The sequence below is a fragment of the Paenibacillus polymyxa genome, from assembly GCF_001719045.1.
GTDB classification, from domain to species: Bacteria; Bacillota; Bacilli; order Paenibacillales; family Paenibacillaceae; genus Paenibacillus; species Paenibacillus polymyxa_B.
In genome coordinates this window covers 3,794,452-3,815,123 of sequence record NZ_CP015423.1, presented here as the reverse complement: position 1 = coordinate 3,815,123, position 20,672 = coordinate 3,794,452, and the positions used below count along the sequence as shown (strand labels likewise).

The following is a 20,672-nucleotide window of genomic DNA, read 5'->3' as shown; positions in this document are numbered from 1 at the left end:
TAAATTAGCCCCGTTCCTGACTTTGGAAGGCAATTGCTCAAAATTACTGTCAGCTTTCTCTCTTCCCATACCTCTCCCTTCCAGAAATACACATTGTAAATACCGCAACCAATGGGTCATTCTGTAAACTAAATCTCTCTTTTAACTGATAAATACATATGCTGGATTTAGAATGTCACTTACTAAACACAACTATAGAAGGAGACACCTATGGAAAATATCGTGACTTACGGTCATATCGAAATCATGCCTTATGAATTCGTTCGCCTTCATGAACTTAAAATTTTAAAAACAGTTAATGACCATGCCCGAATGATCTGTACAGGTATCATCTCGGAGAAAAAGCGAGAGCTGTATGTACGTGCTTCGGATGAAGAAACTCAGGTCAAAGCTTTTGTCACGGATAAAAATGGAAACCGACAACCCTTGTTTCGAGGTATTGCCTTAGATGTCGAGGAGAAGGTCGTTCACGGGGTTCATTATCTGACCTTTGAAGCCATATCTCATACCTATGAACTGGATATCAAGCGGCATCAACGCTCTTTCCAGAACCCCAAGCTCACCTATACGGGTCTGATCGAAAGTATTGTATCCAGCTACCCTAAGGCAGAAGCCATGGATGTCGTGTCCCACAAGAAACCCATCGGCACATTTATCATGCAATATGATGAAACCGATTGGCAATTTCTGAAACGGATGGCTTCCCACTTCTACTCTCCACTCATTCCTGCGGTGGGCTATGGCGTACCGAAGTTTTATTTTGGCCTGCCTATGGGTCTGAGCAAGGGAGAAATACAATCCACCAATTATAAAGTCACCAAACGGGTCGCGGATTTTCAAACGGCCTCTGAAAACCATATCCCCGGTGTGCGTGATGCGGATTTTATCCAGTATGAAGTCGAAACGGAGAAGCTGCTGGAGCCTGGCTACGAAGTGACCTTTCAAGGCCACCTTTTGCTGGTCGCTGAGGTGCTAACGGAGATGAAAGACGGGGTGCTGACCCATACCGCCAAGCTGTCACCACGAAGCGGTCTACGTCCGATTAAAGACTACAATCGCTCTATTATCGGCGCTTCCATTCATGGCAAGGTGCTGAGTGTCCGTCGAGACAAAATTCGCGCCCAGCTTGATATGGACGACCAGCAGGACCCCAATACCGATTACTGGTTTCCCTACTCTACCATTTATGCATCTGCGGATAACACGGGCTGGTATTGTATGCCTGAGGACGGGGACAGCATTCGTATCTATTTTCCTAGTTATAAGGAAGAAGAAGGGTACGCGATCAGTTCAGTTAAAAGAGAACCGCAGCCTTCTGCGGGAAAATCTTCTGCCGCTTCTGGACATGGGACTGCTTCTGCTTCGTCTGCCGGATCAAAGTCTTCTTCAGCATTGTCCGCAGCAGCTCCTGCGCCAGATCGAATGGCTGACCCTGCAATTAAGACACTACGAACCAAATACGGCAAAGAAATCATGCTCGCCCCGGATCAAATCGTCATCTCCGGCAACGGCATGTCCATTGTCATTAACGATAAAACGGGCATTGATATTGTAAGCGGAAAAAATGTGAGTATTAGCGCGACCTCCGATATCGTTATGAGTTCCGGCAACATCCAGCTTTCCGCCGGAAAAATCGAGCTATCTGGTAAAGGCAATACCATTACGCTGGATGATAAAACGACCTTCTCCGGTACGGAAATCAAGATGAACTAACGGGAGGTTAGTAGATGGATAAACAAGCAGCGTTACACCATTTTAAGGAACATCATTTTACACCCTTACTGGAATTACAGCTAGACACGCTGGAGAACAAGTTCCAACGTTGTCAGGATCAGCTCATTTCGGACTTCAACAATTCGTTCAGGGATTTATGTATACACATTCTAGGCATGCAGCAACAAGGTCAAAAAGAACCGATTGGATATATCCACTATTCTTTCTTGCGCACGCAGATTCTTGAGCAATCCTACTTATATATAGTAGAGGCTTATTCTGCTGAATGGTATGAAGATGTTTCGGATTGTAAGTTAGCTTATGACGCGTCATGGGCCTATGCACCGATGAATGCCATGTTGGAAACCTTGGAGCAGGAACGAAAAATATATATGGGGACGATCACTTCAGTGGACGTTGAACGACTGATGTTGGAATCCGCTCCTTTTTTTCACCAGTTTGTGAACTCCCTCCTGCGCTTAGGGATGGCAGAAGTGGTTCAAATGCCTGAGTATCTCGCCATTTATAAAGCTGATCGTTTAGCTATCCGAACGGGCGAGTACAAGGATATCAGCGAGAATCTATATGTCGAAGATCAGGAAGCACTTCTTGCAGATCATGTGAAAGAGCAATTGATACATTCCAGTGAAGAAGAACCCTATGTTTACGAAAACCTAAAGCGGCTTTCTCTTCCCCACCTTCACCTGATGCAAAAGGATTTGCGCTATAACGATTTTAGCCACAGTGACTTACGGGGAAGCCAGTTTCACAGCTGCATATTGATCGGAAGCATCTGGCAACGAGCGAATCTGGAAGGAGGCAACTTTCAGGGATGCCTACTGACCGATACGGATTTTAGATATAGCGATTTGAGAGGTGCTAACTTCAATAGTGCCAGCGGACAGCCGTATCGGGAACATGGAGTTCGGGTGCCGGGGCTATGTGGGCTTCATTTCGAACACGCCAACCTGGATGGGGCTGATTTTACAGATGTACATTCGTTTGAACATGCATATTTTGAGGGGGCTTCGATGAAAGGAACTCTTGTCCCACGAAAGTACCAACAGTATTGGAAATTAAGCGAAGCACAGCGTCAATCTATTGTGTGGACGGAATAAGGAGGAATGTGTATGCGCCATTATTATGTGCTGGTCGATGATCATCGTATTTCCCGAAACATTAAACCGATGAATTTAGACCTTTTTAAAACGCCATTTGTTGGCATGCCTCCGGCTCAGGTTTTAGATGTTCATGCGACAGAAGATGCCGAGTACACGGACTGGCTACCGTTTTCACCCTCACAACCGCTATTTTCCGATTCTATGAAACGGATTCTAGAACTATACAATACACAAGCTCGTTTTAAACAGGTGTATATCGTGAACCGGGAACCTAGCCGTCAAGAATTATATTGGATTTCATCCGTTCCCTCTGTCGATGGCATTTCAGAACAGACTGAATTTTATGCGCACGACCAAACCTTAAAACGACTTGTGCTGGATAGTCAAAAGGTAAATGGACACCATTTTTTTCGACTGTCTAACGTGAGGGAACCCTATTTCATTGTTAGCTTGGAGGCTGCTGAAAGTTTGCTGCGGCGGAGTTTGAGTGGTTTTCGGCTACAAAAGCTAGAACTCTTATAAGGAGGTTTAACCTTGACGGAGTATTGGGATGAATTTTTTTTGAAACTGCATCATCAACAAATATTGAAAGAGCAATTAAGTACAGCGGAAAACAATGAAGGCTGGATGATGATATCTATTGAAGAAGCGATGGAGGGAATTTTGAAAGGCTCACTAACCCTACCGAATGAACAGGAAATTCGATTTCAAACCCTTTCTGTCTTTGAAAATCAACACACCATTTCCCTGCCTGACTCTCTTATTCCAGAAGTTCGGGCTGGACAGACGGTAGATCCGTCGAAAAGCTTCGTTGTTCAGGACAAGCTGGGTGGAATCCTGTTAGGTCTGCACCAAAGCAGGCAAGAACTGGACCCCACGCAAATAGAAATCTATCAACAGCAGATGATTGAGCAAACGAGTCGCGCACAACCAAGTATGAAGCTCGTGGATGAAAAGGCTCTTTCTATTCAAGATACCATCATTGGTTGTTATGAAGCTATTTTTCTAGTTTCCCCCTCTCCCTATTATCAGATTGTCTTTGTGCGTTCCTGGCATGGCAAGGCTGTGATCGGAAGTTGCCAATTTAAGCTGGAGGATGCTCCCCTCTGGTTTCCCTTAACCTATGCCATGCTGCACACCGCAACATGGTCGGAGCTTTCTTGATTTTATACCTTTTATTCAAGGAGGTACTTGTATGTTTTTACCTTTACTTATTAAAGCTCTGGCTCAAGGTGCACTCAGCGGAGAACATTCTTATGTGGTGAGAGGAGCCAAGCTACAGTGCAGTCAAGGCACAGACCCTGGTGTGCTCAATATGATGTACAGCCACGGTGTTTTCATTAAAGATAAACCCGTTCTGAACGTGGACGATGCCATTTGTGGAGCCAATATTAGCAAAATCAATGCTTTTGGATTGTGTAAATTGAAGCAGGGTCTTCCCTGTGAACCGGAGATTGCGTTTGGGTCCAAGTGGACAGGCGGTAAGGAAGACGTATTGATTGAGGGGGCGCCTGCCCTACTCAACAATTCGACCTTAATGTGTAGCTGTCAAGGTGTACAAGAGGCGATATCCTCCTTTTTTGGTGCAGACAGCACGGGATCTGGTGGTGGAGGTATCATCTCCATTACAGATGACGGACAGGATGGTTGATTTTATCAAGCAAGGAGATTAAGGATGAACATCGTAGCGAAAGACCGCTTTACCTATCAGCACTTACATGTCACTTGGCCCTATGGCAAGCTGCGTCTTCACAACGTCCATATGAGTCACGAGCTGGGAGAACATGCTAGACTGGTGATCACGGGTAGTCTAGAAGCCGATCAAGCAGACACAATCATTACCAAAGCAAGCAGTGACGACGAAGTTGAGCTATGGTATTCCGATGCCAAAGATCAGAAGCATCCCTTATTTATGGGACAACTATACTGCTTAGATGTGGAGCACAGACATCAGGAGATCGTGGTAACTCTCGACGTCATTTCTCATAGTTTTAAACTGGATACGCAGCTCAAAAACCGCTCCTTTCAGCACATAAACCAGAAATATGTTGAAATCGTCGACGCAGTGCTGGCCGATTATAAGGGCTCGGACAAGATTGATGAAGCTTTTGAGAAAAAAGCGACAGGCCAGTTTATGTTGCAGTATCAGGAGACCGATTGGACTTTTTTAAAACGGCTGGCTTCGCATGTGGGAGCCCTTCTCGTCCCTAATGTCGTTTCACACCATGCGCAAATTTGGATCGGTATTCCGCAAGCCAGACAGCATATTCATTTGAAAGAGGTTCCTTTTGCGTTGCAGCGCAAGATTGCTCCCTATCTGGATCAGGAGGCTAACGGCTGGAGATCTGCCCATATTGCAGACTATACTCGGTATACCTTTGAGTGGGATCGAATGCTGCAATTGGGAGATGAAGTGGAGCGCAATCACGAAACCTACGTCATCACCAAACGTGAAGGACAGTTGATTCGCGGTTTAATGACCTGGTCGTATGAATGCGCATTGTCACAAGGCTTGAAGGTCCCTAAAATCTATAATCGTACCATCATTGGCGCGGCTATTGAAGGAAAAATACTAGATGTCAGCCGGAATCAGGTTCGGTTGCATTTGGATATAGACGATCAGCAGAATCCCAAGGATGCCCAATGGTTCCCCTATTCTGCTGAAGGGAATCAGGTGTGGTATCTAATGCCGGAAAAAGGTGCGCAGGTGAAGCTGTATTTTCCAAGTGCAGACGAAGACGATGCGATGGTCATACAATCGGTTCGAACGAAACCATCCAGCGTTGCTGTCCCTTCATCTCACGCAGCCCAAGGTGCTGTGGTCGAATCACCAGCAGAACGCCACCAGCGTAAAACTGCCGATCCCGAGTCAAATCCTTTGCGAACCCGCAAGGAAAAGAAATTTCCTTAGGGAACTCTGAACTGTCGATGAGTGCGCAGGAAGGGTCACTGTACATTTCCATGAATACCCATAACGGTGTCAGCCTGAACAGCACCCAACGTATACAAATTCAAGCCACAGGCAGTCTTAGTCTTTCGGCAGGTAGCATCCTGCTGCAAGGAACCAACGGCTTACACTTGAATACAACAACCGATACACTGGATTTGGAGCAGGAAGTTAACAGCGTAAGTTCAGAAATCCAACTTAAAGCTTCCCTCCATCAATACTACCCAGAACCGATTTTGTCTGATTTTGAGAAGCAAGTCGCTGAAAAGGGAATTCAAGGCGTGATGGCAGCACGTGTTAAGGAAAACGTAGGCGCGACCCTCAAGGGAGAATGGGATGCGGGTTTGGATTTTGCAAAAGGAATGTGGGATTCGTTTGTCGATATAGCGGATCTTGTAACAGTTCCTCTTGCTTTACGTTTTATCTTGCCAGAAGGAATCTTGAGACGTAATGAAACTTTCGAAGGTATTCAGCATGGTATAGAATTGGGCGTTGAGAAAGGTACCAAGTATGTGGAAGTTATTAAGGATTCCTCCAGTGTAAAACAAGGAATTAAGGACGTTGGAAATGAAGTGAAAAAAGATGCTAACTTTGTATGGGACGGCATCACAGAACCTTTTGTAAAAAAATTGGATAACTTCTTCCCCAACCCATATACCGATACCAAACAGGAAAGTTACGATGCAGGATATGACAGTATAAAAGCCGTGGAACGTGCAGCAGATATTTATACAGTTCTTAAAGGCGGTACAAAGTTAGTTAGAAATCTCGGAAAGCTGGGTAAAGAAGAAGCCTCCTTATCTAAAGGCGCCAAGGAAGCTGGAGAAAAGAATGCCGGTAAAGGTGGTTCGCCGGGATTATTCGGAGATACAGCAAAAGCTGAATCTGCCCTTGCCAAGGCTGGAGATGGAAAATTCAAAACGAATGCCATCCGTTTTCCAACCAATTTTGAATCCTTGGGGAATTACTTGCAAAGTATATCCCGAAAGATGAATATCCGTATAACTAAAAGATCGCCGATCCTCGCAACAGATAGAGGTCATTATCGGTTTCATGATCCTGGTCCTGACGTCCCACCTTCTAAAGGTTCCGGTGCAAAAATTTCGCCTGAGAGACAAAAACAGATTGATGCGTTAGAATCAGGAAAGTACACGGGCAAGAGCACTAAGGGGACGGGTAATGCTTCTAAAGCAATTGAAAATAGAGCAGCTAATCTTGAAAACATAAAAGAATTCGCCAAAGGGAATAAAAAATTTGAAAATGTTCTTGATGATTATGCATTAATTTATGGAGATATAGTAAAATCAAATAAACCATGGTCATGGCAAGATGACTTTGTTGGTAGATTATCCTCAAACCAAAGAAAGATGATAAAAGAACGAGCTTTAGAATTACATCATGATATTCCTAAGGTTGAAGTGAAGAAAATAGACGGATTGAAATTTGGATATGCAGACTTTAAAAGAGCAGGTGTGGTACTACATGAAGATGTTCTTCCAAAGGAACTATGGAAAGCAACAGATGATGCACAATTTAAGTGGTTGAATGATAGATTGCCAAATAAGGTACAACCACAAGGAACAACTTGGCATCATAATGAAGAAGGTGGATTAATGCAACTTGTACCATTTGGTGTTCATAATATCACTAAGCATAATGGGGGAAGAACAAGAGGACACTGGGCAGACGCTCCACGACATTAATTTGAGAGGTGAAATATTTTGAAAACACAGAATGAAAGTATAATTTCCCCTCTTCCAGATAGCAATTTAATTATGCGTGTGGAAGAGAATTTCGAAATTAAGTTTCCTAAAGATTTTATAGATTTTATATCAAAAAACAATGGTGCTATTCCAATAACTAGATTTTTTGAATATAAATCTAATAGGTATGTAGTTGATCGTTTTCTTTGTTTATTGGACAATCCAGGCGAACACGACAAAGGGATGTATGACATCAAGGTTGTTTTCAGTCAGTTAGATGAAAGAATACTTTCCGATGGAGACATAACAGGTGCTGAATTAGTACCATTTGCAGCCCTATTTGCAGGTGATTTCATTTGTCTAGATTTTAGCGAAAGTAAAACCGACCCAGTAATTTGTATTTGGTACAATGAGGAGTCAGACGAATATGATCCAGTTACAGAAAAAATCGCTGATAATGTAAATAGTTTTCTTGATATGTTAGAAGAATAATTGGAATGAACATGTTATGAAATCATTACTCAAGTCTATTAATAATTTAGTGTAAATTTGTTTACAACCCCAACGACAAGATCGTACAATAAAACCCACAAACCAAACATTTAAAAACTTGACAAACACTTGATAAACTTTCAAAGGCTTATCCCAACTTGAATCATGAGTTAGGGATGAGCCTTTTTTCACGCAAAAACAATGACTTGCCATCCCTCCCCATCAGAGTTAACATACACACACTTCAACAACGGGAGGGAAAATGTACCATGTCAAATTGGCCAGATTGGTTTCGAGAAGCACTACGCCAACGTTTTTATCAGCTAGAACTAGCCAGTGAACAACAGGCTTCATGTTCAACAGAGGAAAAAAACTTATTCACTCAAATGGACCAATTCAAAACCAACCAAAACGAGGATATCCAACGTCTGCTATCTGAATGGGAAGAAGCCATAGGTTATCAGCTAAGTCAGGACAAACAGTCCATCTATATGGAAGGAGTAAAAGACGGGATGCGTTTGGTTCTTCCCGTCATACAATCCACAGTTACTCGTTAGCTTTTGATCACTTTAGTCTATGATTTTTTAGTCCAGTATTTCGTCTATGCTCATTCCACTTTTCAAGGTAAAAACAAAATGCGCTGGTGAGAGAATCGTGATCTTCTCCACCAACGCATTGAATAGGTTATCATCAAATTGTTTTAGTATATCTTGCCGTGAGATTAGTACTCGAATGATTTCATCGACTCGCTCCTTGATTTTTGCTTTCTGATCCTCTTCCTCCTCTAATATCAGCATCTGTTGCCGTAGCTCGTTTAGCTCACTGGAAAGTCTGTTCGTCTCTTCATCATATATAATCTCGTCAATCTGATTCCGTAGCTTCAGATTCACCAATTCCTTCAAGTCGGATTTCAATTGTTGCATCTGTCCTTCGATGTTCAATAGCGGTTCTTGCTCTACTCTGCTGGAAAGTACCGATTCAATATTGGCTTTCAGCGTTTTAATCAATCTTTTCTTATTCTCATACATCCGGTTGAACAATCGCACAAACGCGGAATGTAAAACTTGCTCATCAACCGATTTGGCATCACATGCTGTTTTACCCTCATTGACATACGTTTTGCACTGCCATACCACTTTTTTGGATGGGTTATTGCTGTTCCAGGTTCGGCGTTTAAAAATGGCTCCACAGCATCCACAACATACTTTACTGCTCAGTGCATATTTGCTGGAGTATCTTTTACTCTCCCCCATCACACTCCCTTTCAGCTTGGCTCTCCGTTTCTTCTCTTTTTGCACCGCTTCAAATATTTCTTTGGATACAATCGGTTCGTGGTTATCCTCTATAAAATATTGCTGCTCTTGTCCCTTATTCTTGATCCGTTTATGGGTTAGAAAATCAACGGTTACCGTCTTTTGCTGAAGCAAGGCTCCGTAATATTTCTCATTGGTCAGAATTAAGGTAATGGAGGAATCCCACCACGTATCGCCACCCGTGACTGTTTTAATGTGATCTCGCATCAAGCCTCTGGCTATCGCCTGATAGCTTTTTCCTTCTAGATACTCCTCATATATGCGCCGCACAATCTCTGCTTCTGGCTCGTTAATCACCAATTCACCATGTTCATCCTTATCATAGCCGAGGAAGCGAGTGGTGTTGCAGAAGACTTTGCCGTTTTGGAAGCCTCGTAATATGCCCCATCGACTGTTTTCAGAAATGTTTCGACTCTCGTCTTGGGCAAGGGAACTCAGGATGGTCAGCAATACTTCACCTGTGGTATCCAGTGTATTAATATTCTCCCGTTCAAAGAATACAGCCACTCCAAGACTTTTAAGTTCCCGTACATATTTCAATAAATCCAGTGTATTCCTAGCAAATCTCGAAATCGACTTGACCAGAATCAGATCCAGTTTACCGTTTCGAGCATCCTGTATCATCCGATTAAAATGCGTTCTATTTTTGGTGTTGGTTCCACTGATGCCCTCATCTGCGAAAATATCCGCCATTTCCCATTCCAAGTTGTTTTGAATATATTGGGTATAATAATTGACCTGATTCGTATAGCTCTCCTTTTGCTCCTCGGAATCTGTACTGACCCGACAATAGGCAGCGACTTTCTTCTTTTGAATAGATTGAATTCCCTCTACGATGTCCATCGTTTTAATGGGAACGACGACGACTTTTTTTGTGGTTGCGGCTTGGGCCATAGGTGTTTCTCCCTTCGATATCTTCTTTATACGGTCACATGGTATAATGCTTGCGGCACATCATCAAGTCCATTTCTGTCCATGTGATAGCTACTTGAAAGACTTTTTATTCAGCTCATCAATTTCTCTAAACTCTTCTTCTGTAATTACATTTTGTAATCTCAATTGTTTTAATAGGCTCAGACTGAGTAGGTAGTCGATGGATTTTCGTTGCATATGTATGTGGCTCCTTTAAAATGAAAATGGCTCCCTCTAAGGCAAGCCAATAGATATAATGCTCAAAATAAATTTTTAAGGCTAATGGTCTTTTCTATGGTCATGCTAGGATCACTTACTAAGGTGACAGTCAACACAAGGGCTTTATTGTTCGCTCCACTACTGCTTCTTGCTTTTATGGTTACACTGTTTCCTGTACTTGCAGTTACGCTCCCCATGATCGGAGTTGAATCATCTTGATTCTGTAGGCTCCACTCTACCGACTGGTCAAACACTTCCACTCCATGATCATAGATATGACTGACGTATGAGACGCTTTGGCCTGTTTTTAGAACTGAATTGCCCGTAATGGTTATCGCATAGAAATGTGTTCCTGTTTCGACAACTCTCATTTCAATGGTACTTAGTACTGTTGGGTGATACGTTAGTTTCGCAGTAATACTTGCTTGTCCCAAAGCAATGCCCATAACCTGTCCATGCTGGTCTACGCTAATTATACTCGGATCACTGGATGTATAGGTAATCGTCGGATTGGCTATCTCATTCCCATTATCCGTAGCAGTTACATTCAACGGTATTGTTTCGTTTAGAGGTACATGAGCTATCGTCCCCTGATGTATATGTAATGAGTATGTGTGAGCAGTCTCGTACTTCCATTTGTCCGCAATGTTATTTTCCACGTCATCATAAGCTGTATTTATGCTATCTAATGTGCAGCTTAACAGGATGATGCCATTTAGGATACGATCCATTCCCACTATTTTAAACGGCTGATGAGTCATATAAAATCGTTGACTTAATCTAATACCCCTCGTGTCTGCATTGTCTTGTAGCCTAACTATAATATTTCCCTCTGGCATGGAGATAACTTTACCTGTTTCCGTTGAAAACGTTCTGGCTTCTACCACAGCATCAAACCATTTCACTTGTCCATCCCAGTTTAAAGCTAGCCATTGATTACACTTTTTCATCCTGCCTCGACACGACTTTTCATTTTGATCCGCTTGACTGGTAATTAAATATCGTTCATCACGATAATCAACGATATCACCTGTATGTAAAGGTGTTGCTGCTCGAATGATTTTTTCATCAGTCATTTGAATGGTATCTGTCGCAACCCGGATCAGAGCAAGCTGCTTTACACTGTTAATATGCACAAGTTCGCCTTTCTCTCGTAGGAAGAAATCAAGCATCGGCTCTAAGCTCCGTGTCATTTCTCTACCTCCAATGCAAAATCTGCCTTACAGCGATACAGGTACAACTCCATATAATCGCTCCATTCTTTTATGTCTAAAATAATAAAAATATCCTTGCCAATTCGAACATAGCCGTTTAATTGCAATAAAGATTCCAATGGACAGAAAGCTCGATATGTCGTCTCTAGTATGTAACCATCTTCAAATGAAAAACTTTTGCGATAAGGTTGTACATCTGCCATTACTGACAGAACAGAGTTGAAATGAGTAACATCTAAAATTTTCAGGTTCGTATCATAGAACATTAATCTGTTCCGACCTTGATTTTAGGTAGAGGAAGAGCCAATCGAATACTTGTCGGAATGCCTGTTTCATAGTTAGCTGATCGCTCTCCCTCCTGTTTATTTATAAGTCCAACCGAATCCCTATTCTTATAAAGAAACACCGCATAATCGACCATGACATGATCATATTCCACAGGCAGTGTCGCCACATTACAATAGCCATAAATGTTACTCCTCGCTTTATTCAAATAATGGATCAGGATATCATCCTTGGATTTGTCTGTTGGTTCCATGCCTAATAATCGTTTCATCAAATCCATTAGCTCACTCATGTGCTGTCTCCTGTACCTCCTTTAACTGTTCCTTCTCGGTACGCTTCATGCTCTTGGTAGCTTGAGCTTTCGTTTGGGGTATATCCTGCTCCGTCTTATCCTGTTTAGGTTCCTCTACTTGCTCATAATGTCCACTGGCCTGTAACCGCAGTATCAGCTCCTGATCTGTTACTTCCCATGTGCAGCCTGTTTCCTGATTCAAAAACCACATCTTATCACCCTCCAAAAATGAAAATAAGGGCATACAAAGCGGACACCCTAAACGTGTTTCTTCTATTATAATGTGTTTTCATATGATCCCATTCTCAATTAAGACTTATTGGCTGTGAGTACAGCGAGAGCTTCCGGCTTGATACATTTGGCTCCAAACACTTGCAACCCTTTCACTGCATCCGAGAATTGCTTCTCTGGTCTGAAGGCTTCAACCGAATCTACTTGACCTGCAAACGAAATCGCACTCTTATGACCTGCGATGAGTTTATACTTGGCTCCTGTGGTATTTGGTACATTGTTGGATTTGTAAACGGTCATGCCATCAATATCTCCCACATAACCTGTGCGGATAATATTTGGGTCTTTCGTAAAACGAGCATCTTTCAGTAGCAAGCCATAATACCATGCTGGAACCACAACAAATCGTTCCGATTCAGGTACATTATTTTCGTCCAATAGTACGCCTAAATCAATCAGTAAATCATACGCCTTTGAAGAAGTTGGAATTATAGGCGTTGTATCGTTACCAATTGTATTCTCAGCTTTAACCTCTGTGTAGAATCCAGCAAGATACTGATCCACTACATTGGCGAGTCCATAGGAAGCTTCCACGATTCCACCATCCAGTAGATTTACATTCGCTTGAGCAGCATCGACATCATCCACCTGAAAATTAAAATACTTCGCCTGATCGATCACCAACGTTTTTTGCATAGCATCTAGTTCCTGTGGATTCCCGATTCCAGCTACCTTGTCATAATTGCCAATCGTTATTGCCCCAATGGAATTAATTTTCACTGTGGAACCCTGACCTTTAATCTCACCTTCATAATCAGTGTTGACCACGTTCCCATATACCAAATTCTTTTTCAGACTTTCATTTAAACGTGCGCTCCAAATCGTAGGAATAAAATTTTGTACTGACATATCTATTCACCCTATCCTTTTCGTTTATTATTGTTTGTTTTGTAATGCTTGCTTGACTTGATCCCAATGCTGATTGATCTCGTTTGACGACATGCCTTTAATCGCATCCAATGTAAATGTGCTATTCGTTGAACCAGCCGGAGGAGTATAGCCATCCCCTTTGAGTCGTTGCTCGACTTGCTGTTGGATAGCCAGTTGTAGCGATTGTTCCAACATTGCTAAATTCGCTGTCGTCCCTTCTTCATCTGCACCAATAAAAAAATCCACTAACGGGAGTGGAAGTTTCTTTTCGGATGCAATTTTAATTGCTTGACTGGTTAAGCGTTCACGTTGCTTCTCTAGCTTCATATTTTCGACTTCAGCTCGTAGCTTCTCAACTTCGATTTCTTTCTCATCCTTAGCCGGGAATCGCTTCTTGATCTCAGCATCCACTGCACTCTCCAGATGATTGGTCTTCCACGTTTCCAACGATTTGGTTGATCGTTTGTCCACCGTGCTATCGAACCAACTTTTTGCTTGCTGATTTGATTGAATGAATTTTTCTATCCCTTCTACGCTATACGGATTCAAACCCTGAAGATACGTTTGCCATTCCTCATTCGTTTGGTTTTCTTCAATCAACTGCTTTATTTGTTCTAAATTCATTTTCGATAATCTCCTTTATCGCCCATTCGACTCACAGAACCGAACACGCTTATGTATGTTTGAACCGTTTAATGTCATGTTCAGGACAGCAATGTAACGCTTTAGAAATCACAAAAACGAGGAAAAGGTACAAACATACCAACTCCCCACTTTTACCTATATTTCAACCTTTGTTTATGCGGATTTTGGATAGCCTGAAGCGTTACATCAAGCCTATTGTTTGCCTAAACTTCAGAAACGTATATGTATGCTGAAACTGTATAATATTGAATATCATGTTCAGGACAATCATGTAACGCATTAGAAAACGCAAAAGTGACGAAAAGGCACAAGCATGCCAACTCCTCATTTTCGCCTATTTTTAACCCTTTGTTTATAGGGCTTTTCCCACCTCTAAAGCGTTACATCGAGCCGTCTTTTTGTCTAAACTTCCGAACACGTATCCTAATATTTTCTTTTCTCGCCTTACCTCTACACTTCTCACAATATTTCTGCCGATTCGAGTTTGTCAAAAATGTTCCTCCACAACGTGTACAGTTCACCCTCGGCTTCGCTGTCTTAGGCTCAGTCTCTACATTACGTTCAGACTTATATTCTTGATCCAGTTTCCCATCCATTGGCAAAACTCCATTTTCAAAATAGCTACAACGGGGAAGAACATCGGCTTGGACGAAAAATACACATGGGCCATCCTGTAAACAGCAATAGTTTGGGGTACCATGCTTTGCTCCGAGATAACACGCACAATTATTCTTCACCAGCCGTTTGATGCTATTTTTATTCTGCATTTGAGACCTCCTTATCCGTAGCAATTAATCGTTGCTGCTCCGAATGAAATTTATTGAATTCCAGCTTGGGATTCTCTACAAACGGTAACAGTGTTAGCAGTGTTTCCTGTGAGACCACTTGCTGCAATTTAACGATCACATCAGCCATCCCAACCAAGTCTGTCGGCAAATTACGAGTAAACTTCACCGCAATATTCCGGTAATCATATTGAATGCCTTCTTTAATGTGCAGAAACGTGAAGAAATTCCGTACCCGCTGCTTGATCGCTTTTTCCATCAACGCTTCACGCATCGCCACTCGATTCTCCAGATTAAGCAGCTTGTTTCGCAGCGCTAAGGAAGATGTATTACTGGCCCAGTTTTCATTGAAGTTGACCTGATCCATCATGTCGAAGATTTTGCGTTCAATATTGTCCAGCTCGTTCTTCACAAAAGAATCGTTAATCTCCTTCGTAAGCCAACTTACCTTTCCTCCAGCCGGAACTTGAATAATGCCCATCTTCTTCATATTCAATAAATCTTCAGCTTCCAGCTTCGCATTCTCAATCACGAGATAGGCGTTGCGATGATCTGCGATTTCATTGACCAAGTCTGAATTCAACGCATTGTAGGCATCAAATAAAGAAATCACATCCTGGAAGCCACTTTTTCTCTCCGTATTGGCTGGACAGGAGATAAGCGGGACTCTTCCAAAGATGTGATTATGTTTGCCGATATATTTCAATTCAGTTGCTTGGTCCTGCTTTATTTGATTGCCTTTATCATCACTGTCGATTGTATAGTGTAGGATTTCATGATCGGTATACACGTCCAAATATACCTGCTTATCAAACCTTCTCGTAAATTTATGTAAGCCAAGTAATACATTTCGTTCTGCTGTTCCGTCCTCTAACACAAACGCATTCAAAGGAGATAATACTGTGGCTGAGAACTGACCATCCGAATCAATATAGTTCAATTCGAAGCTCTCACCGAAGATTTCGGATTGTTTCCGAAGCTGTAAATTATGCTCCTTATCCCAATGGTTCATATGCACATCTATTTTATGTATGGCTTCATCCTGATCCGACTTGGACACATAGTTTACTGGCTTTCCAAGCAGATAGCCCACTTCGTTATCTACGAACTTACGTAGGAAATTAAAAATGAGCTTTTGGTTGCTTCGACTTTCTTGCATGGCATAGTTCTTGAAAATAGCATGCTGACCATTGTAGTAGTCTGAGTATTTCTGTTTAACTAATGCAGTTGAGTGGAGTTCATTTAGACAATCTAATATGATTTGTTCGGTAATTTGCAAATAGGTCCTTCCTTTCAAAATGGGCTGTGTAATTGTTGCTTAAATAAATAAAGAACCACCTTTTAATAAGGTAGTTCCTTGTTGAACTAGCGTTCACCGTTAGTAATTCATTCCACCCTCATTTACTTGATTCATTAATAATATTGGCTTTATTCAGCAGACATGGCATCCGCTTTTGTTACATGAACCGTACCATATGGATGCTCAGGCGGAGCATAGATGACGTATATTTTAAGCGGGGTATTCCCCGTATTGGTAACGTTGTGCCATGTTCCAGCAGGTATCATAATTGCATACCCACCACAGGCCATCGCTTGAAAATTCAAATTATCTTTACTTTCACCCATCTGAACAAGTCCCTGACCTTCTTCAATACGTATGAATTGATCTGTTGTGGGATGAACTTCTAAGCCAATATCATCTCCAACATTAATACTCATCAGGGTTACTTGAAGGTGTTTCCCTGTCCACAAAGCGGTGCGGTAAGTATTATTTTGCTTAGTAGCTTGGTCAATATTTACTACAAATGGTCTTTGCCCATAATCTGTTGATTTATAAGGATACCCGTTCGCGTTGACCCCATTATAATAATGACCATTCCAATTATTACTCCAACGGATGTTATTCCAATTGTCATGCATTGGAGTATTCCATTGATATGGATAGCATGAATTACGGTACAATATTCATTCTCCTCTCAACATTTCATCGTTTATTTTCATTCTATGCACTTGCCTATCTAAAGGTTAAAAAATGGCAAGAGCCTAAGGCCTTAAACGAACGGCGACACCAAATGCTAAACATTTACATCCAATCTTTATGGTTATTGAAGGTAACTGTCCATTTGCTTAACGAGTGATTCAGTAAATATTTTTTTTAGCAGAACCCTCAAAATAATAAGCTTCTATCATAAAATATCAGACTCTTGACCGACTGAATCAATTGAACTGCTCCATATAAACTGTCTGGCGCATCGTCGTATGTACAATTTCGATTGTAATCCTTCACCTGATGGTTGTACCTAAGGTTATCTGCATTGAATAGAATATGACCCTTCTTCACTTCCGGCTCCAAGCTAATAATACGTTCATGCTTCTGCCCCTTGGAATGTACACTTTCCACGGGTGTATGTATCTTCGCTTTCCATAGCTCTTCTTCAAACTTTTGCTTCATATAGCTTTGTGCCTGATTCACTTCAAAGCCCAGCTTATCTACAGGATAAAGATTTAATTTTTCAATAGCCACGTGGAATAAATCATCCGGCAGCAGTTTATAAATATTTCCATCCACCACATACATCTGCTTTGTCTTTCGGTGCTGACCAATAATTGAAATAGCCGAATAGTCATTTTTCTTCCCGGCTTTAATGGCTGGATCAATGTACATGGCCATTTCCATATCCTCAAATTCAGGCAACCTGTCCCAATACATGAGATTCTGAAATATGTATTCATCGGTTGAACGCGGATCGTTTTGTAATTCTTTATAGAAACTTTTTTCTCCCATAGCTTGCTTCTTGCACATCAAATAATAATAGTCCAAATACTCGTTCCATAGGATTTTCGTACCCTCCAGCATTTCCTCCTCATTCGCCATAAAAAAAGACAAGGCCGTATTGATCCTGTCCTCGTCTTGCAAGTTATTATACATTCGTTCCCACTCTGACCACAGATCATCCCGTTCTGAAAATTGAAGTACGGCTGCCTTACGAACACTTCGCACACCTGGAATTTTACCCTTGAGCAGATCAGCCATGATATCTTCTTCATTCAAAATGGTTCCACAGATCAGAATATTCGTATCCCTTGTTCCAATAGGCAAGATGACATCCGTAAATGTATTTTTAATTTGTTCTCGTTTGGCTTCGGATCGTGCGGTATCTTCCTTAAGCAAATCATCCATTAATACCAGCGTAGGGCGATGATGCTTATAGTGAATACCTCTCAGACTACCGTCAATCCCACGAATCATAATGCAGGAGTCCAGTCCACCTTTACTCTTCAGCCATATTTCATTGTTGTTCCAGCGGCTCCCTTTACGAATCCCGAAATCCTCAATCAGCATCTGATTGGTTTCCAGCTCATCTTTGATCATGTCCAAGAAGGGCAATGCAATTTGTTCTGTGGCAGATATGATCAATGTAAACTGTGATTTATCATAAAGTGTGGCATACAGCGGAAATAAAAAAGAACTGATCGTTGACTTTCCATGCTCCCTTGGGAGTCCGAAAGCTGTAATCAGTCCTGTATTCGCAAGCATATGTCTTAATTCCGTGAATAGCTCTTTGTGAAACTTGCCAAATGCTCGATCAAAGTATTTAGGAAAATAGGCTAAAGCGAAAAACTCAATATCCATCTCACCAATAAGCTTACGTAGTTCAGAGAAAGAGAACGTTTTGATCAGTTGTTTCATTTTGGGCGGCTTGAAATGCTTCTCCATATACTGCTTAAGCAGCTCAGCCTGTCGCTGCTCTTCTTGCTTTATTGTTTCAATGGGTATAACTCCTTTCTCAAATTCACTATAAAATCATCACAAAAATTTCTGCACCCTTTGCTGGCGGCTCCGTTTATCTACATAGAAGCCCCCCTCCTATCCACGACAAAAAGAGTGGCTGCTCACCACTCGATATTTGCCAATGCTTCAGCCATATCCTGCTGTGTTGTTAGGGTATAGATATTGGTTGTTGCTACGTGATCATGTCCAAGGATTTGCTGAATGGTCGTCAAAGGAGTCGTCTTCACCAGCTTATAGCCAAGTGTATGTCTGAGCATATGTGGTGTGACCTTTACATTGATCCGATCCCCGTATTTGTTCAGAATCAGGTTAATCGCATTTCGTTCCAATGCTCCACGCTGCCCAATACATAGATATTCTGATTCACTGTGTGGTCTGACTTCAAGATACCGAGTAATGGCTTTTCGCACATCCTTATTTAATGGAATGGTGCGGAAGGAGTTTCCTTTGCCGAATACCTTCAATAATCCTTTGCGTTCGCTTATTTCAATATCCTTCAGCTTGATGCCAACCAATTCGCTTACTCGTATGCCAGTCCCAATCAATAATTCGATCATACAAATGTGCATCCGATTACCCATACGGTGAATTTCATTCCGCAGCTTCCACAAATCCTTTTCTGCTAACCCTTTGTATTGCCGAACAACCTTGTTCCTTACCGCTTCGATATGTATTTCTTCCTTAATATATCCTTGTTGGTGCATCCACTGAGCAAATACGTTGATACTGGCAATCTTGCGGTTGATGGTGAGTATCGCTTGATTGGTGCTTTGCAGATATTTCTTGTACTCCACGCCATCCAATTCAATCCACTTGTCCAGTCCATATTCCGTTTTCCTTTGATACCAGGTTATAAACTGCAACACGTCCCGGATGTAGCACGAAACTGTGTTCTTGCTTCGATCCTTGCTCCGTAAATGTGCTTCAAACCCTTGAATATAGTCCATATTCGCCCCCACCCTTCGCTTGTGTGTCACATCATACCGTTGATGTGGGGGAAAGTCCACTGATTGCATAACTTATCTTATGCACTTAGTTTGGGCAATTTACAGGCTAATTCAGGGCTGAAACTGGCGTTTATCTATAAAAATACTGACGGCATAACGTTATGGCTGTGAATTATCCGGCTCCATATATCCTTCCTCAATCTCAACCGATTCCTCAATAGCTTCATAGTCGGCATCCACTACATCCGCTTCAATCATATCCAAAAATAGCTGCTTCCGTTCTTGTTCCAATGCCTTCGTATTCACCACCAGCTCACGGCGATCATTCCACTCATTTGGAGCACGGTTCTTTAAGTAGAAGATCATCGCTGTCGGATTGGGAGGCTGATATCGTTTTACTTTCTCGATACGCGTCTTCTTTTTTCCATTTTTGTCCTCTTCAATGATGGTTTTTATTTCTTCATATTCATACCCTGTTGCAGCTTTCAAAAGTGAATTTTCCACGTGGGATATAGGGACAGATCTGCTCCATTTGACTAGTTCAGCCAGCATCGGATGTTTATCTATATACTCGTACCAAGTCGTTTTACCTATATCGAGTTTCTTGATAATGTCCTCTGCATTCACGCCTTCTTCGAACCATTGCTGGATTTCCGCTAACCGAGGATATACATGGGTTTCCCACTTAGTTGGGCGTTCCAATACTTCTGCAAATTTGGGATGCTTCCTGCGATAGTCGCCTAATGTCCAGATATGAATGTTTAGTCGCCTAGCAATCTCTTCATCTGTGGCTCCTTCACGTACCCAAACGGGAATATCCTTCAGCCTTGGCACAACAAATTGATCATACTTGGTCAGTATCTTAGGCTTGTTTCTTTTGGGATTGTTACTATTTTTGCTCATTCTGTTCACCTCCATCACGAAAAAAGGGAACAGCCACTATCGGCCATTCCCCATATGTATCAGCTTACCCTTCTAACTCAGCCTCGTAAAACAATTCGATATCCTCAATCACCTTCTGAATCAACTCATTATCCTCCTGAGCCTCCGTCCCTAGCACATTTACCTTTTCGGCTTGCATGCCCTTCAGGAATCGAATCACCATATTCACTTTTGCCTTACCCAATTCA

Annotated in this window: 23 protein-coding genes; 9 read left to right on the top strand and 14 right to left on the bottom strand. The window is 42.0% G+C overall.

Annotation, left to right across the window (positions count from 1 at the left end):
• Positions 1-210: 210 nt before the first annotated feature.
• From AOU00_RS17055 to AOU00_RS26655, 9 genes are all read left to right on the top strand, one after another.
• Entirely contained in the window at positions 211-1,713 is a 1,503-nt protein-coding gene (locus tag AOU00_RS17055; RefSeq protein WP_061831624.1) for a hypothetical protein, read from the top strand.
• Between the two features lie 14 nt (positions 1,714-1,727).
• A complete protein-coding gene (locus AOU00_RS17050; RefSeq protein ID WP_069291146.1) occupies positions 1,728-2,831 on the top strand; it encodes a pentapeptide repeat-containing protein in 1,104 nt (367 codons plus the stop codon).
• Between the two features lie 12 nt (positions 2,832-2,843).
• Positions 2,844-3,356, top strand: a complete 513-nt coding sequence (locus AOU00_RS17045) for an imm11 family protein (RefSeq protein ID WP_029515572.1) — start codon at positions 2,844-2,846, stop codon at positions 3,354-3,356.
• 12 nt (positions 3,357-3,368) lie between these two features.
• Positions 3,369-3,998, top strand: a complete 630-nt coding sequence (locus AOU00_RS17040) for a hypothetical protein (RefSeq protein WP_061831626.1) — start codon at positions 3,369-3,371, stop codon at positions 3,996-3,998.
• Positions 3,999-4,029: 31 nt separating this feature from the next.
• Positions 4,030-4,485 carry a DUF4280 domain-containing protein gene (locus AOU00_RS17035; RefSeq protein WP_023989777.1) on the top strand — a complete coding sequence of 152 codons (456 nt, stop codon included), beginning with the start codon at positions 4,030-4,032 and terminating at the stop codon, positions 4,483-4,485.
• 24 nt (positions 4,486-4,509) lie between these two features.
• Positions 4,510-5,745 carry a contractile injection system protein, VgrG/Pvc8 family gene (locus AOU00_RS27135; protein ID WP_069291145.1) on the top strand — a complete coding sequence of 412 codons (1,236 nt, stop codon included), beginning with the start codon at positions 4,510-4,512 and terminating at the stop codon, positions 5,743-5,745.
• A gap of 17 nt (positions 5,746-5,762) precedes the next feature.
• Positions 5,763-7,484 carry an HNH endonuclease signature motif containing protein gene (locus tag AOU00_RS27130; protein WP_237166198.1) on the top strand — a complete coding sequence of 574 codons (1,722 nt, stop codon included), beginning with the start codon at positions 5,763-5,765 and terminating at the stop codon, positions 7,482-7,484.
• 18 nt (positions 7,485-7,502) lie between these two features.
• Entirely contained in the window at positions 7,503-7,976 is a 474-nt protein-coding gene (locus AOU00_RS17020) for an SMI1/KNR4 family protein (protein WP_029515577.1), read from the top strand.
• 269 nt (positions 7,977-8,245) lie between these two features.
• Positions 8,246-8,533 carry a hypothetical protein gene (locus AOU00_RS26655; RefSeq protein WP_029515578.1) on the top strand — a complete coding sequence of 96 codons (288 nt, stop codon included), beginning with the start codon at positions 8,246-8,248 and terminating at the stop codon, positions 8,531-8,533.
• 27 nt (positions 8,534-8,560) lie between these two features.
• Here the strand turns inward: AOU00_RS26655 and AOU00_RS17010 are convergent, their stop codons facing one another.
• The 14 genes from AOU00_RS17010 to AOU00_RS26650 all read right to left on the bottom strand — a co-directional run bounded on the left by AOU00_RS17010 (position 8,561) and on the right by AOU00_RS26650 (position 20,668).
• On the bottom strand, positions 8,561-10,183 hold the full coding sequence (locus tag AOU00_RS17010) for a recombinase family protein (RefSeq protein WP_029515579.1): 1,623 nt from the start codon (positions 10,181-10,183) through the stop codon (positions 8,561-8,563).
• 90 nt (positions 10,184-10,273) lie between these two features.
• Positions 10,274-10,399, bottom strand: a complete 126-nt coding sequence (locus AOU00_RS27600) for an SHOCT domain-containing protein (protein WP_269142007.1) — start codon at positions 10,397-10,399, stop codon at positions 10,274-10,276.
• 62 nt (positions 10,400-10,461) lie between these two features.
• On the bottom strand, positions 10,462-11,613 hold the full coding sequence (locus AOU00_RS17005) for an Ig-like domain-containing protein (protein WP_029515580.1): 1,152 nt from the start codon (positions 11,611-11,613) through the stop codon (positions 10,462-10,464).
• Complete coding sequence (locus AOU00_RS17000) at positions 11,610-11,837, bottom strand: hypothetical protein (protein WP_237166197.1); 228 nt, start codon at positions 11,835-11,837, stop codon at positions 11,610-11,612. Before AOU00_RS17000 ends, AOU00_RS17005 begins: the two co-directional genes overlap by 4 nt.
• A 62-nt stretch (positions 11,838-11,899) precedes the next feature.
• Positions 11,900-12,211, bottom strand: a complete 312-nt coding sequence (locus AOU00_RS16995; RefSeq protein ID WP_029515582.1) for a phage head-tail connector protein — start codon at positions 12,209-12,211, stop codon at positions 11,900-11,902.
• The gene (locus tag AOU00_RS16990; protein ID WP_029515583.1) at positions 12,204-12,422 is read right to left on the bottom strand and encodes a hypothetical protein; all 219 of its coding nucleotides are present in this window, start codon (positions 12,420-12,422) and stop codon (positions 12,204-12,206) included. Before AOU00_RS16990 ends, AOU00_RS16995 begins: the two co-directional genes overlap by 8 nt.
• A gap of 98 nt (positions 12,423-12,520) precedes the next feature.
• Positions 12,521-13,351, bottom strand: a complete 831-nt coding sequence (locus AOU00_RS16985; protein WP_029515584.1) for a phage major capsid protein — start codon at positions 13,349-13,351, stop codon at positions 12,521-12,523.
• Positions 13,352-13,378: 27 nt separating this feature from the next.
• Positions 13,379-13,996, bottom strand: a complete 618-nt coding sequence (locus AOU00_RS16980) for a DUF4355 domain-containing protein (RefSeq protein ID WP_029515585.1) — start codon at positions 13,994-13,996, stop codon at positions 13,379-13,381.
• 777 nt (positions 13,997-14,773) lie between these two features.
• Positions 14,774-16,081, bottom strand: a complete 1,308-nt coding sequence (locus AOU00_RS16970; RefSeq protein ID WP_069291143.1) for a phage portal protein — start codon at positions 16,079-16,081, stop codon at positions 14,774-14,776.
• Between the two features lie 149 nt (positions 16,082-16,230).
• The gene (locus AOU00_RS16965) at positions 16,231-16,764 is read right to left on the bottom strand and encodes a cupin domain-containing protein (protein ID WP_029515588.1); all 534 of its coding nucleotides are present in this window, start codon (positions 16,762-16,764) and stop codon (positions 16,231-16,233) included.
• A 205-nt stretch (positions 16,765-16,969) separates the two neighbouring features.
• Positions 16,970-18,520, bottom strand: coding sequence for a phage terminase large subunit (terL, locus tag AOU00_RS16960; protein WP_029515589.1), 1,551 nt, complete (start codon positions 18,518-18,520; stop codon positions 16,970-16,972).
• A gap of 176 nt (positions 18,521-18,696) precedes the next feature.
• A complete protein-coding gene (locus AOU00_RS16955; RefSeq protein ID WP_029515590.1) occupies positions 18,697-19,542 on the bottom strand; it encodes a tyrosine-type recombinase/integrase in 846 nt (281 codons plus the stop codon).
• A 159-nt stretch (positions 19,543-19,701) separates the two neighbouring features.
• Positions 19,702-20,445, bottom strand: a complete 744-nt coding sequence (locus tag AOU00_RS16950) for a hypothetical protein (protein ID WP_029515591.1) — start codon at positions 20,443-20,445, stop codon at positions 19,702-19,704.
• Positions 20,446-20,509: 64 nt separating this feature from the next.
• Entirely contained in the window at positions 20,510-20,668 is a 159-nt protein-coding gene (locus AOU00_RS26650; RefSeq protein WP_172828296.1) for a hypothetical protein, read from the bottom strand.
• Between the last annotated feature and the right edge of the window lie 4 nt (positions 20,669-20,672).

Bases quoted from the DNA above. Each gene is read 5' to 3' on its own strand.
- AOU00_RS17045 (WP_029515572.1), top strand. From the start codon at position 2,844: ATGCGCCATTATTATGTGCTGGTCGATGATCATCGTATTTCCCGAAAC.
- AOU00_RS16980 (WP_029515585.1), bottom strand. From the start codon at position 13,996: ATGAATTTAGAACAAATAAAGCAGTTGATTGAAGAAAACCAAACGAAT.
- AOU00_RS16985 (WP_029515584.1), bottom strand. From the start codon at position 13,351: ATGTCAGTACAAAATTTTATTCCTACGATTTGGAGCGCACGTTTAAAT.
- AOU00_RS27135 (WP_069291145.1), top strand. From the start codon at position 4,510: ATGAACATCGTAGCGAAAGACCGCTTTACCTATCAGCACTTACATGTC.
- AOU00_RS26655 (WP_029515578.1), top strand. From the start codon at position 8,246: ATGTCAAATTGGCCAGATTGGTTTCGAGAAGCACTACGCCAACGTTTT.
- AOU00_RS17005 (WP_029515580.1), bottom strand. From the start codon at position 11,613: ATGACACGGAGCTTAGAGCCGATGCTTGATTTCTTCCTACGAGAGAAA.
- AOU00_RS17035 (WP_023989777.1), top strand. From the start codon at position 4,030: ATGTTTTTACCTTTACTTATTAAAGCTCTGGCTCAAGGTGCACTCAGC.
- AOU00_RS16995 (WP_029515582.1), bottom strand. From the start codon at position 12,211: ATGAGTGAGCTAATGGATTTGATGAAACGATTATTAGGCATGGAACCA.
- AOU00_RS16950 (WP_029515591.1), bottom strand. From the start codon at position 20,445: ATGAGCAAAAATAGTAACAATCCCAAAAGAAACAAGCCTAAGATACTG.
- AOU00_RS16955 (WP_029515590.1), bottom strand. From the start codon at position 19,542: ATGGACTATATTCAAGGGTTTGAAGCACATTTACGGAGCAAGGATCGA.
- AOU00_RS17055 (WP_061831624.1), top strand. From the start codon at position 211: ATGGAAAATATCGTGACTTACGGTCATATCGAAATCATGCCTTATGAA.
- AOU00_RS27130 (WP_237166198.1), top strand. From the start codon at position 5,763: ATGAGTGCGCAGGAAGGGTCACTGTACATTTCCATGAATACCCATAAC.
- AOU00_RS16990 (WP_029515583.1), bottom strand. From the start codon at position 12,422: ATGTGGTTTTTGAATCAGGAAACAGGCTGCACATGGGAAGTAACAGAT.
- AOU00_RS17010 (WP_029515579.1), bottom strand. From the start codon at position 10,183: ATGGCCCAAGCCGCAACCACAAAAAAAGTCGTCGTCGTTCCCATTAAA.
- AOU00_RS27600 (WP_269142007.1), bottom strand. From the start codon at position 10,399: ATGCAACGAAAATCCATCGACTACCTACTCAGTCTGAGCCTATTAAAA.
- AOU00_RS17050 (WP_069291146.1), top strand. From the start codon at position 1,728: ATGGATAAACAAGCAGCGTTACACCATTTTAAGGAACATCATTTTACA.
- terL (WP_029515589.1), bottom strand. From the start codon at position 18,520: ATGGAGAAGCATTTCAAGCCGCCCAAAATGAAACAACTGATCAAAACG.
- AOU00_RS17000 (WP_237166197.1), bottom strand. From the start codon at position 11,837: ATGGCAGATGTACAACCTTATCGCAAAAGTTTTTCATTTGAAGATGGT.